Source organism: Methylobacterium sp. EM32, assembly GCF_040593685.1.
Classification (GTDB): Bacteria; Pseudomonadota; Alphaproteobacteria; order Rhizobiales; family Beijerinckiaceae; genus Methylobacterium.
Map to the genome: position 1 here is coordinate 1 of NZ_JBEXZS010000267.1, position 12802 is coordinate 12802.

Here is a 12802-nt window from a genome sequence, read left to right on the forward strand (position 1 = left end):
GGCGCGGGGTGGAGCAGCCCGGTAGCTCGTCAGGCTCATAACCTGAAGGTCACAGGTTCAAATCCTGTCCCCGCAACCAACACGACGAGAAAGCCCGTCAGCGATAGCTGGCGGGCTTGTTCGCGTTCAGGCCGACGTCACCCCTCGATGAGTGCGATCTCTCGCTCGTGTGTCAGAGCCTGCATTACGGAGGGGCGTGCCCTGATCCGCTCGACGTAGGAGGGCAGGGCGGGCCACCGGTCGAGCACGATCGAGACGCCGGCACCTCGGCGAGCGCGCGGGCCACTTGCACGCGATCCGCCGGGAGGCGCGCGTCGGGCAGCGAGAAGGCCGGATCGCTGCGCTTCGCCGCCTTCCCCAGCGTGTTCGCGACGGTGCTGCTGCCGCTCCTGCGGCGGTTCCGGAGCCGCTACCCCGAGGTCGCGCTGGTGGTGCTCGAAACCGACGATCGCGAGGTGGAAACGTGGTTGGCCGAAGGGTCGGTCGATCTCGGCGTCGTCCTCAACCCGGCAGCCGACAGCGACGCGATTCCTCTCGGGCAGGATGCCTGGATCGCGCTGCTGCCCGCGGCTCGTCCTCTCGCGCGGCACCGTGAGATGACGCTCGATCGCCTTGCCGCCGAGCCGTTCGTGCTCGCGACGGGAGGGTGCCACCTCCATGCCGGGGCGCTGATGCGCGCCTCCGGCCTATCGCTCGCCGATATCTGCATCGAGGTCCGCGACTGGGCCAGCGCCATCGCGCTGGTGCGGGAGGGCACCGGCGTCGGCATCGTTCCGGAATCGATGCTGCCCGAGAGCCGGAAGGGATTGAAGGCCGTCGCCTTGGCGCCCACGATCTCGCGCGGCTTCGGGCTCCTGGCGTCACCCACCCGGAGCCCGTCGCGCGCCGCGACGCTGTTTCTCGATCTGGCGCGTCAGGCGTGAGTGACGGCCGCCGAGCTGTCGGCCTTCTTCTGCGGCTGGATCCGGTACCAGCCGACATAGAGCGCCGGCAGGAAGAACAGGGTCAGGAAGGTCGCCGCGATGATGCCGCCGATCATCGCGTAGGCCATCGGTCCCCAAAACACCTCGCGGGCGATCGGCACCATGCCGAGGCTCGCGGCGGCGGCGGTGAGCAGGATCGGGCGCATGCGGTGGCAGGTCGCCTCCACCACCGCGTCCCACGGGCTCATCCCCTCGGCCTCGAACTCGTCGATCTGGCTGACGAGGATCACGGCGTTGCGGATGATGATGCCGATCAGCGCCAGGATGCCGAGGATCGCCACGAAGCCCATCGGCGCGCCCGAGGGCAGCAGGGCCGCGACGACGCCGATCAGGCCGAGCGGCGCCACGCTCGAGACCAGGAAGAGCTTCTGGATGCTCTGGAGCTGCACCATCAGGAAGAACGCCATCACCAGCAGCATCACCGGCACCACCGCGGCGATCGGGCCCTGGCCCTTGGCGCTCTCCTCCACCGCGCCGCCGGTCGCGAGGTCGTAGCCGGCGGGAAGCTCCGAGCGGAACTGCGCCATGGCGGGTTCGAGCGCCGAGACGACCGTCGGCGGCTGGGTCGCGTCGGTGATGGCGGCGCGCACCGTGATGGTCGGCATCCGGTCGCGGCGCCAGACGATCGGCTGTTCGAGGTCGTAGTGGATCTTCGCGAAGGCCAGCAGCGGCACCGTCGCGCCGCCCGCGGTCGGCACCTGCAGGCTCTGGAGCGTGTCGACCGAGCGGCGCTCCGGCCCCTGCGCCCGGCCGATCACGTCGACGAGGTAGATCGCGTCGCGGACCTGGGTGATCGTGGTGCCGCCGACGACCCCGTTGAGGATGCCGGCGATGTCCTGCGAGGTCACGCCGAGCTGGCGCGCCTTGTCCTGCAGGATCTCGACCCGCAGCACCTTGCCGGGCTCGTTCCAGTCGAAGGTCGGCAGGCCGACATGCGGGTTCTGCGCCACCACGTTGGCGAGCTTGAGGGCCTGAGCCCGCACCACCTGCAGGTCGGGGCCGCTGATCCGGTACTGGATCGGCCGGCCGACCGGGGGGCCGAGGTCGAGGGGATGGACGAACACGTCGGTGCCGACGAAGTCGCGCCGGGCGAGCTCGTTCAGCCGCGCCATGGTGCGGTCGCGGGCCTCGAGCGACACGGTCTCGATCACGATCTGGCCGAAGAACGCGTTCTGGAGCTGCTGGTCGAGCGGCAGGTAGAAGCGGATCGCGCCCTGGCCGACATAGGAGCTCCAGCGCTTGATCTCGGGGTCGCCCTTCAGCGCGGCCTCGAACGTGTCCATCTGCGCCCGCGTCTCGGCGATGCTCGCGTTCTGCGGCAGCGTCAGGTCGACCAGCACCTCGGGCCGGTCGGAGGAGGGGAAGAACTGCTGCTGCACGTGGCCCATGCCGACGACCGCGAGCGCCAGCATGCCGATGCAGACCGCGACCGTGATCCAGCGGAAGCGCATCGCCGGCAGCAGCAGGGCCCGGAAGGCGGCGAGCAGGCGGCTTGGGCGGTCGTGGTGGCCCTTCATGGTCTTCGGCAGGATTTTTACGCCGATGAGCGGCGCGAACAGCACCGCCACGACCCAGGACACGAGGAGCGAGGCCGCGATCACCACGAACAGCGAGTATGTGTACTCGCCCGCCGCCGAGCCGTTGAAGCCGATCGGCAGGAAGCCCGCGACGGTGACGAGCGTGCCGGTGAGCATCGGGAAGGCGGTCGAGGTGTAGGCGAAGGTCGCGGCCTTGTGCAGGCTGTCGCCGGCCTCCAGCCGCGCAACCATCATCTCGACGGTGATCATCGCGTCGTCGACGAGGAGGCCCAGCGCGATGATGAGGGCGCCGAGGGAGATGCGCTGCAGCGTGACCCCCATCACGTCCATGACGACGAAGACGATGGCCAGCACCAGCGGGATCGAGAACGAGACGACGAGGCCAGCCCGCACCCCGAGGCTCAGGAACGACACGACGAGCACGATCACCACCGCCTCGACGAGGGCCTTGGTGAAGCCGCCGACCGCCTCCTCGACGATGCGCGGCTGATCCGAGACGAGGTGGATGCCGACGCCGACCGGCAATTCGGCCTCGACCTGGCGCATCCGCGTCTTCAGCGCCTCGCCAAATTCGAGCAGGTTGCCGCTCTGCTGCATGGCGATGGCGAGCCCGATCGCCGGCTTGCCGTTGTAGCGAAAGAGCGACTGGGGCGGGTCGGCGTAGCCGCGCTCGATCTCGGCGACGTCGGAGAGGCGGAAAAAGCGGTCGTTGACCCGCAGGTTGATGGCCTTCAGGCTGTTCTCGTCGGTGAACTGGCCGCCGACGCGGACCGAGACCCGCTCCGGCCCGGCCTGGATCACGCCGGACGGCGCCACCGCGTTCTGCGCCTGCAGGCTCTTGATCAGCGACTGCACGTCGACGCCGAGGCCGGCGAGCTTGCGGGTCGAGAAGTCGAGGGAGATCACCTCGTCCTGGGCGCCGATGATCTGGGTCTTGCCGATGCTCGGCACCTTGATGATGCGGGTGCGCACCGTCTCGACGTAGTCGCGCAACTGTCGCATCGACAGCCCGTCGGCCGTGAAGGCGTAGACGTTGCCGAACACGTCGCCGAACTCGTCGTTGAAGAACGGGCCCTGCATGCCCTGCGGGAAGGTGCCCTTGATGTCGCCGAGCCGCTTGCGCACCTGGTAGAACAGCCACGGGATCGTCTTCGGCGGCGTCGTCTCGCGCAGGTTGACGAACACCGTCGCCTGGCCGGGCGTCGTGTAGCTCCGCGTGTAGTCGACCGCGTTGATCTGCTGCAGCTCCTTCTCGATCCGGTCGGTGACCTGGTCGAGGGTGTCGGCGATGGTGGCGCCGGGCCAGCTCGCCTGCACCACCATGGTCTTGATCGCGAAGGCCGGGTCCTCCTCGCGGCCGAGCTTGCGGTAGGACATCGCGCCGGCGACGATCGCCACGACCATCAGGAACCAGACGAAGGAGCGGTGCGACAGCGCCCATTCGGAGAGGTTGAACGACTTCATCGGGCGCGGCCTCGCGCTGGAACGGAGTGGATCGGCGGGCCGCGTCGGGCCGCGCGTCGGAAATTCAGAGCAGACCGGAGGCCGCGAGGCGCACCGCCTGGCCGTCCTTGAGGCTGTGGACGCCCGCGGTCACCACGGTCTCCCCGGCCTTCAGACCGTCGGCGAGCGTCACCGCGTCGTCGTCGCGCGCGACCACCGCCACGTCGCGGCGCGAGACCGTCTTGCCGTCGGGCGCGACCACCCAGACGCTGGTGCGGTTCTCGGCCTCGAGCAGAGCGGTCGCCGGCAGGGTGATGCGCGGTCGCGTGGGCCGTTCGAGGGCGACCGTGATGGTGGTGCCGAGCCGGAACGCCTCGGGCGGGTCGACGAGGGTCATGCGCACCCGGCGGGTGCGGGTCGCCGGGTCGGCGAGCGGCCCGATCTCCCGCACCTTGCCGGTGGTGGTGATGGTCGGGGCGGCCTGCAACGTCACGGTGAAGGTAGTGCCGGCCGTGATGCCGGCCATCAGCCCGTCCGGGATGTCGACCACCGCCTCGCGGATGTCGGGGCGGGCCACCGTCACCACGGCCTGGCCGGCGCTCACCACCTGGCCGATCTCGGCGTTCCAGGCCGTCACCACCCCGTCGACATCGGCCTTCAGGGTGGCGTAGCCGAGCTCGTCGGTCGCCTTCTGCAGGGCGGCCCTGGCCTGGGCCAGGCGCGCCGCCGCGGTGTCGCGGCTCGCCACCGCGCTGTCGAGGGCGGCTTGCGTGACGTTGCCGCCCTCGAACAGGGTGCGCTGGCGGGTCTCGACGGCGCTGGCATTGGCGAGCTGCGCCTCAGCGTCGGTGACGTCGGCCCGCGCCCGGGTGACGGCGAATTGCAGCACCGTGGGATCGAGGGCCGCGAGCCGCGCGCCCTTCGGCACGAGGTCGCCGACATAAACGTCGCGGGCCACCATCCGCCCCGGCACCCGGAATCCGGCCTGCGTTTGGTAGCGCGGCTCGACCGTGCCGGCGAAGGGGCCGAAAGTCTCGGCGGTGCGGATCTCGACCTTGGTGGTGAGGACCGGGCGTACGGGGGGCGGCGCCTCGGCCTCCTTCGCCTGGCAGGCCGCCAGGGCGACGAGGACGACGAGAGCGGGAACGTGCCTCATGGAGCGTCCCCCCCGACCACCGCGACCTTCTGGCCGGGGCGCAGGAGCTGGATGCCGGCCACCACCACCCGCTCGCCCGGCGCGATGCCGTCCGCCAGCACGATGGCCGAGCCGGCGTAGCGCTCGATCGCGACGGTCTTGGGCGCCACGGTGCCGCGTCCCGGATCGAGCACCCAGACTGCCGGCTTGTCCTGCCAGCGGAACAGCGCGCTCCAGGGCAGGCTCACCGAGGGCTTGGCCCGGAAGCGGCCGAGGCCCGCCACCGTGGCGCCGAGCGACATCTCCGGCGGCACCTTGGCGAGGCCGATCTTCACCCGCACGCCGCCGGAGGACGGATCGACCGCCGGCGAGATTTCTCGCACCGTGCCGGTGGTGCGCACCCGCGGATCGGACAGGAGGATGATCTCGACGGTCTTGCCCTCCGGCGGCTCGGCGAGCAGGGTCTCGGAGACGATGAACACCGCGTCCCGCGGCCCGTCCTGGGCCAGGGTGAACACGGTCTGGCCCGACTGCACGACCTGGCCGGCCTCGGCGTTGCGCGCCGTGATGATGCCGGCGACCCCGGTCTTCAGCTCGGTGTAGGAGAATTGCTCGCGGGCATTGCCCAGAGCCGCCTTGGCCGACTCGACCGAGGCCTGGGTTGTGCGGAGGGTCTGCTCGGCCTGGTCGTAGGCGGTGCGGGTGGTGTAGCCGCTGCGCATCAGCGATTGCTGGCGCTCGAAGCTCACCTTCGCCTGGGTCAGCAGGGCCTCGGCCGAGGCGAGGGCGGCCTGTGCGGTGTCGACGTTGACCTGCTGCTCCTGCGGCTCGAGCCGGGCCAGCACCTGATCGGCGGTGACGTGCTCGCCGACCTCGACCAGACGCTCCTGGATCTTGCCGCTGACCCGGAACGCGATGTTGCTCAGGAACTTGGCCTGGACGTCACCGGTCAGCACGACCTGCTCGGCGACCGGCACGAGCGCGGCGGTGACCACCCGGACCTGGGCCAGGGCGGACGTCGACGCTTCTCTCGGTGCCTCGTCCTTGGCCGGAAAGGGCGCCTCGGCGAGCGCCGGGCTCGCGAGGAGCAGGGCGGCCAGGCAGGCGGCGCCCCGCGGGATCGGGGTGGGTCTCATGAGGGTCGCGCGCACCGATCGGGCCTGCAGTCACGATATCGTAGAGGAAGGGCGAGCAGAAACAACGTGAAGGAGCGGCCGCGAGGGGGCGGATGCGGCCGCTCCTTCCAGATGCGGGCGTTCTCCGTGGGAGAGCATCCCGCATCTGTGGGGACGCCCCGGCGCAGCGCCGGGGCGAACCGGGGAAAGACGTGTCGCGTCAGAGCTGGCCCGGCGCGGAGAGGCAGGTGGCGCATGACGCCGCCGGCTCCGGCCGGGTCCAGGCCAGCAGGCCGGCCCAGCCGGCGAGCGCGAAGAGCAGGAGCGCGATCGCGGACAGCGGCACCTGCCGCGGCAGCAGTGGGCGGGCGGTCTCCACCGGCGGCGCGTGCAGGGCGAGGCCGTTCGGCAGGCGGGTGAACCCGGGCCGGCGCGGCGCGGTTTGGTGGGACAGGCACATCACCGTGCGGGCCATGGCGCGCTCCTTGAAGGCGACGCCTGCTTCGTACTAATAACTGACCAGGCAGTCAATAAGGTGCGAGATGGCAGTGGCAGGACAGCGCCGGCGGCGCAAGGAGGAGCGGCCCGGCGAGATCGTGGAAGCGGCGTTCGAGGAATTCGCCCGTGCCGGCTTCGCCGCAACCAAGCTCGACGATGTGGCGGCCCGGGCCGGGATCACCAAGGGCACGATCTACCTGTACTTCCCGAGCAAGGAGGACCTGTTCCTCGCCACGGTGCGGGAGATGAATCGGCCGGCGGCGGAGAACCTCGCCGCGCTCACCGCCGCCCCGCAGGGCTCCGCGATGGCGATCCTGCGGACCCATTTCGCCTTCGTGTACAAGCACATGGTCGAGGACCGGCGCGCCCGCGAGATCATGCGGATGCTGCTCGCCGAGGTGAGCCGCTTTCCCGACCTCGCCGACCGCTGGCGCGCCGAGGTGATCGGCCCGGCGGTGGACAACCTGCGCCGCGTGGTGCGCTACGGGATTGAGCGGGGTGAGTTCCGCCCCACGGCGGCCGAGGAGTTTCCCCACCTGCTCTTCGCCCCGGTCATCATGGCCTGCACCTGGCGGCTGATGTTCGGCGACGGCCATGCGCTCGACGGTGCGGCGTATCTGGCCGGGCACCTCGATCTGATGGAGCGGGGGCTGGCGCGGGGGGAGGGGGCGTGAGTGCAGGCACTCATGCTCTGCATTTCAGCAGCCAGCATCGTTGTTCATTTCGTGATCAAATTGATGATTTAGTAAATTTTTCGCGCGATCCACCCTTGAGAGCGGATAAAAACATTGGTTTTATATAAAATGATCGATATTTTGGTTGTTGAATTGCGCCAAGACACGCTACATCGACAATAAGCCTCTACGTCATCCCGGGGCTCGCCGCCAGGCGAGAACCCGGGATTCATAACCGCCGACGTGGCCGAAAGAGTCGGTCCGCGTTCCGACATGTCCTGAAGCCTCGGCGGTTATGGATCCCGGGTCCCGCTACGCGGTCCCGGGATGACACGGAGGGTTTCAGTTCCGTCCACTCAAGCGAAGAGCCTCTGCCTCACTCCGCCGCATTCGCCATCGCCGCCTCCGGGTCGCGGAACCGGGCGAGCAACGCCGCCTCCTCCGCCTGCACCGTCGCCAGGTTCTTCGCCTTCACCGGGCCGTAGCCGCGGATGCGCTGGGGCAGGCCGGCGAGGCCGACCGCCGCGGCGTGGTTCGCCGGCGTGAGGTCGCGGGCGATCTCGGCCAGCCTAGCCTCGAAGTCCTGCACCAGGCGCCGCTCCTCGTGCCGCTCCTGGGTGTAGCCGAACGGGTCAAAGGCGGTGCCCCGCAGGGATTTCATCCGGGCGAGGACCCCGAACGCCTTCATCATCCATGGCCCGAAGGTCATCTTGCGCGGGCGGCCGGTCGCCGGGTCGCGGCGGGCGAGCAGCGGCGGCGCGAGGTGGAACTCGTAGCGGAGGTTCTCGCCCTCGAAGGTGCGCTGAACTTGAGCCTGGAACGTACCGTCGGTGTAGAGCCGGGCGACCTCGTACTCGTCCTTGTAGGCCATCAGCCGGAACAGCGAGCGGGCAGCGGCCTCAGCCAGGGCCGACTGGCCGGGGATGAGGGCCGCCTCCCGCGCCCGCAGGGCCGCGACGGCCCGCGCGTAGCGATCGGCGTAAGCGGCGTCCTGGTAGGCGGTGAGGAAGGCGACGCGCTTGGCGATCACCCCGTCGAGGTCCGGCGCCAGGTCCGGGGCCGGGGCCTCGACCGCCCGCATCGTCTCAGGGAGAGCCGCGGCGCGGCGGCCCCAGGCGAAGGCCGCGAGGTTCATCGCCACCGCCTCGCGGTTGAGCTCGATCGCCTTGAGGAGGGATTCTCGCGAGAGCGGCACCCGCCCGCGCTGCCAGGCATAGCCCAGCATGAACATGTTGGCGGCGAGCGCATTGCCGAGCACCGAGACCGCGAGGCTCGTGGCGTCGGTGAAGTCGGCGTGCTCCGCGCCCGCCGCCTCCCGGATCGCCCGCTTGATCCGCTCGGCCGGCAGCGAGAAGTCGGGCCGGCGGGTGAACTCGCCCGGCATCACCTCGGCGGTGTTGACGACGAGGTGGGTGCGGCCCTTCGTGATCGCCGACAGCACCTTGCGGTTGCCGCTGACCACGAGGTCGCAGCCCAGCACCAGGTCGGCGGCGCCCGCCCCGACCCGGATCGCGTGGATGTCCTCCTGCCGGTTGGCGAGGCGCACGTGGCTGAACACCGCGCCGCCCTTCTGGGCGAGGCCGGCCATGTCGATCATCCCGAGGCCCTTGCCCTCGAGATGCGCCGCCATGCCGAGGATCGCCCCGATCGTCACCACGCCGGTGCCGCCGACGCCGGTGACGATCAGGTTGTAGGTGCCGACGATCCCGGGGATCGTCGGCTCGGGCAGGCCGGCATCCGGCGCCGCGTCGCTCGCCGCAACAGGAACACCGACCGGCTTGCTGCGGGGTTTCGCGCCATGCACCGTCACGAAGGACGGGCAGAAGCCCTTCACGCAGGAAAAGTCCTTGTTGCAGCCGGACTGGTCGATGCGGCGCTTGCGGCCGAACTCGGTCTCGACCGGCTGCACCGCGACGCAGTTCGACTGCACCGAGCAATCGCCGCAGCCCTCGCAGACCAGCTCGTTGATGATCACCCGCTTGTCGGGGTCCGGGAACGCGTTGCGCTTGCGCCGGCGGCGCTTCTCGGAGGCGCAGGTCTGGTCGTAGATCATCACCGAGACGCCCGGCACCCCGGCCAGCTCCCGCTGCACTGCGTCCAGCTCGTCGCGGTGATGGATCGTCAGCCCGTGCGGCCAAGCCACCGTCGAGGGGTACTTGTCCGGCTCGTCGGTGACGAGGGCGATGCGCTCGACGCCTTCCGCCCGGACCTGCGCGGCGATGCGGTCGACCGTGAGCCCGCCCTCGTGCGGCTGGCCGCCGGTCATCGCGACGGCGTCGTTGAACAGGATCTTGTAGGTGATGGTGGTGCCGGTATCGACCGCCCAGCGGAGCGCCAGCGAGCCCGAGTGGTTGTAGGTGCCGTCGCCGAGATTCTGGAAGACGTGGCCGCGCTTCGAGAAGGCGTTCTCGCCGATCCAGTTCGCGCCCTCGCCGCCCATCTGGGTGAAGCCGTCGGTGCTGCGATCCATCCACTGCGCCATGTAGTGGCAGCCGATGCCCGCATAGGCGCGCATGCCCTCCGGCACCTTGGTCGAGGAATTGTGCGGGCAGCCGGCGCAGAAATGCGGGATCCGGGCCGCGATGTCGGCGGTCGCCGCCAGCCGCTCCTGCGCGCCTTTGAGCCGCGCGACGCGGCCCGCGAGATCGTCGTTGCGGTGGTAGCGCAGCAGGCGCTCGCCGAGGGCCACCGCGATGTCGTTCGGGTCGAGCGCGCCCTTCACCGGGAAGAGCCAGTTCCCCGCCTCATCGCGCTTGCCGATGCAGACGGGCTGATGGCGCGAGCCGTATAGCTCCTCGCGTAGCTGCACCTCGATCAGCGAGCGCTTCTCCTCCACCACCATCACGAGGTCGAGGCCGTCCGCGAAGTCGGCCAGTTCCCGGCGCGACAGCGGCCAGGGGCAGGCGACCTTGTAGAGCCGCAACCCCATGTCGTTGGCCTTGACCTCGTCGAGGCCGAGATCGTCCATCGCCTGGCGCACGTCGAGATAGGACTTGCCGACGGTGATGATGCCGACCTTCGGCTGGCGCCCGCCCGAGAGCACGATCCGGTTGAGGTTGTTGGCGCGCACGAAGGCCAGCATCGCGTCGCGCTTGAAGTCCTGGAGGCGGGCCTCCTGCTCCAGGATGCCGTCCGGCGTGCGGATGTTGAGCCCGCCCGGCGGCATCAGGAAATCGTCGGGGAGGACGATCTTCACCCGGTCGAGGCGCGCATCCACGCTCGCGGTCGACTCGATGTTCTCCTTCACGCACTTGAAGGCCACCCACGTGCCGCAATAGCGGCTCATCGCGTAGCCGTAGAGGCCGTAATCCAGGATCTCCTGCACGCCCGCCGGGTTCAGGATCGGCGACATCACGTCGACGAAGTGGAACTCGGACTGGTGCGCGACGGTGGAGGATTCCGCCGTGTGGTCGTCGCCCATCAGCGCCAGCACGCCGCCGTGGCGCGCGGTGCCGGCCATGTTGGCGTGGCGAAACACGTCGCCGGAGCGGTCGACGCCGGGGCCCTTGCCGTACCAGAGGCCGAACACGCCGTCGTAGCGGCCCTCGCCCCGCATCTCGGCCTGCTGCGCGCCCCAGATCGCGGTCGCGGCCAGCTCCTCGTTGAGGCCGGGCTGAAAGACGATGCCGGCCTGGTCCAGCACCTTCTTGGCGCGGACCAGGTTCTGGTCGAGCCCGCCGATCGGCGAGCCGCGATAGCCGGAGACGAAGCCCGCGGTGTTGAGCCCCGCCGCCCGGTCGCGGGCCTGCTGCATCAGGAGCATCCGGATCACGGCTTGCGTGCCGGTGACGAAGACCTGGTCGCGGGAGAGGTCGTACTTGTCGTCGAGGCTGACCGACCGAAGGGACGGGGTGGTCGCGGGCGAGCCCATCGCGTGTTCCTCCTCCTCGCGCGGTGGGGGCCGGTTCCTCCGGCCTCTCGGGACCACGCAGATTACGTCAGGAATGCTGACATTTCCGGCCGGCCCCGTCAACGCGCCCTGGAGGCATTCCAGGCAGCCCTGCCTTGCCGGCCTCCCGCTTTCGCGGCATCACCGCTCACCTCGGCGGGCATCCCGCCCGCCCCGCACGGACGACCCCGCGATGATCCGCCCCGACATCCTCGCCGCGATCGGCGGCACGCCCTTGATCCGCCTCAAGCGCGCCTCGGAGGAGACCGGCTGCACCATCCTGGGCAAGGCCGAGTTCATGAATCCGGGCCAGTCGGTGAAGGACCGCGCCGCCCTGTTCATGGTCGAGGCCGCGGAGCGCGCCGGCACCCTGCGGCCCGGCGGCACCATCGTCGAGGGCACGGCGGGCAATACCGGCATCGGGCTCGCCCTCGTCGGCGCGGCGCGCGGCTACCGCACCGTGATCGTGATCCCGGAGACCCAGTCGGCGGAGAAGAAGCAGGCCCTGCGGCTGGCCGGGGCCGACCTCGTCGAGGTGCCGGCGGTGCCGTTTTCCAATCCCAACAACTACGTGAAGGTGGCCGGCCGCCTCGCCGCGCGCCTCGCCGAGACCGAGCCCGGGGGCGCCTTCTTCGCCGACCAGTTCGACAACCTCGCCAACCGCGAGGCCCATATCGCGACGACCGGCCCGGAGATCTGGGAGGCGACCGGGGGACACATCGACGGCTTCATCTGCGCGGCCGGCACCGGCGGCACGCTCGCCGGCACGGCCGCCGCGCTCCGCGCCCGCAACCCGGGCGTGACAATCGGGCTCGCCGATCCCGACGGCTCGGCGCTCCATCCCTTCTACGCCACCGGCGAGCTGAAGGCCTCGGGGACCTCGATCACCGAGGGCATCGGCCAGGGCCGCATCACCGGCAACCTCGACGGTTTCAGGCCGGACATCTCCTACGCCATCCCCGATGCGGAAGCGCTGCCGCTGGTCTTCGGCCTCCTGGAGGAGGAGGGCCTGTGCCTCGGCGGCTCGTCGGGCATCAACGTGGCGGGGGCGATCCGCCTCGCCCGCCATCTCGGCCCCGGCCACACGATCGTGACGATCCTGTGCGATTACGGCACCCGCTACGCCTCGAAGCTGTTCGACCCGGGCTTCCTGCGCGCCCGCGACCTGCCGGTGCCGCACTGGCTCGCGAGCCCGCGGACGATCGATCCGGGGCTCGTGGCCTGAGCGCATCACGAAAATTTTTCCGAGCCGGCACGGCCAAGATTCCCGGCCGGTGTGACCGAGGTGAGACGGCGCAGAGCGGGCGCCGTCGTCGTCCCCCCGCGCCGGATCGGCCTTCACCGCCGGGCCGCGTCGCGGTTTCGGCGATCCGACCCGGCGATGATGCGCGGATTTGAGCCCGCCTGATCCTGGGCGCCCGGCCGAACAGCATTCCATAACGCCGGCCGGCCGCCGTCGAATGCCGGCCCGGGAGGCCGTTCCTCCTGCCGACAACTCCGGTTCATCCATGGCGTCAGAACTGTATT

The 12802-nt window shown here is 70.2% G+C and carries 8 protein-coding genes and 1 tRNA gene; 4 read left to right on the top strand and 5 right to left on the bottom strand.

Annotation, left to right across the window (positions count from 1 at the left end; genetic code table 11):
- The first annotated feature begins 2 nt into the window (after positions 1-2).
- Both ABZT49_RS33175 and ABZT49_RS33180 read left to right on the top strand, forming a co-directional pair.
- A tRNA-Met gene (locus ABZT49_RS33175) sits at positions 3-79 on the top strand.
- A gap of 37 nt (positions 80-116) precedes the next feature.
- Complete coding sequence (locus tag ABZT49_RS33180) at positions 117-923, top strand: LysR family transcriptional regulator substrate-binding protein (protein WP_355292732.1); 807 nt, start codon at positions 117-119, stop codon at positions 921-923.
- Here ABZT49_RS33180 and ABZT49_RS33185 read toward each other — a convergent pair.
- From ABZT49_RS33185 to ABZT49_RS33200, 4 genes are all read right to left on the bottom strand, one after another.
- The gene (locus ABZT49_RS33185) at positions 914-3985 is read right to left on the bottom strand and encodes an efflux RND transporter permease subunit (RefSeq protein ID WP_355292733.1); all 3072 of its coding nucleotides are present in this window, start codon (positions 3983-3985) and stop codon (positions 914-916) included. The two genes, ABZT49_RS33180 and ABZT49_RS33185, sit on opposite strands and share 10 nt — an antisense overlap.
- A 64-nt stretch (positions 3986-4049) precedes the next feature.
- Complete coding sequence (locus ABZT49_RS33190; RefSeq protein WP_355292735.1) at positions 4050-5120, bottom strand: efflux RND transporter periplasmic adaptor subunit; 1071 nt, start codon at positions 5118-5120, stop codon at positions 4050-4052.
- Positions 5117-6235, bottom strand: coding sequence for an efflux RND transporter periplasmic adaptor subunit (locus ABZT49_RS33195; protein WP_355292736.1), 1119 nt, complete (start codon positions 6233-6235; stop codon positions 5117-5119). The genes ABZT49_RS33190 and ABZT49_RS33195 overlap by 4 nt, the downstream gene beginning before the upstream one ends.
- 199 nt (positions 6236-6434) lie before the next feature.
- A complete protein-coding gene (locus ABZT49_RS33200) occupies positions 6435-6689 on the bottom strand; it encodes a hypothetical protein (protein ID WP_355292738.1) in 255 nt (84 codons plus the stop codon).
- Between the two features lie 67 nt (positions 6690-6756).
- Between ABZT49_RS33200 and ABZT49_RS33205 the strand changes: the two genes are divergently transcribed.
- Positions 6757-7386 (top strand): TetR/AcrR family transcriptional regulator, encoded by a 630-nt coding sequence (locus ABZT49_RS33205; RefSeq protein ID WP_355292740.1) that lies wholly within the window; start codon positions 6757-6759, stop codon positions 7384-7386.
- A gap of 376 nt (positions 7387-7762) precedes the next feature.
- Here the strand turns inward: ABZT49_RS33205 and ABZT49_RS33210 are convergent, their stop codons facing one another.
- On the bottom strand, positions 7763-11257 hold the full coding sequence (locus ABZT49_RS33210; RefSeq protein ID WP_355292742.1) for an indolepyruvate ferredoxin oxidoreductase family protein: 3495 nt from the start codon (positions 11255-11257) through the stop codon (positions 7763-7765).
- A gap of 211 nt (positions 11258-11468) precedes the next feature.
- Between ABZT49_RS33210 and ABZT49_RS33215 the strand changes: the two genes are divergently transcribed.
- Complete coding sequence (locus tag ABZT49_RS33215; protein ID WP_355292744.1) at positions 11469-12500, top strand: cysteine synthase A; 1032 nt, start codon at positions 11469-11471, stop codon at positions 12498-12500.
- The last annotated feature ends 302 nt before the right edge of the window (positions 12501-12802 follow it).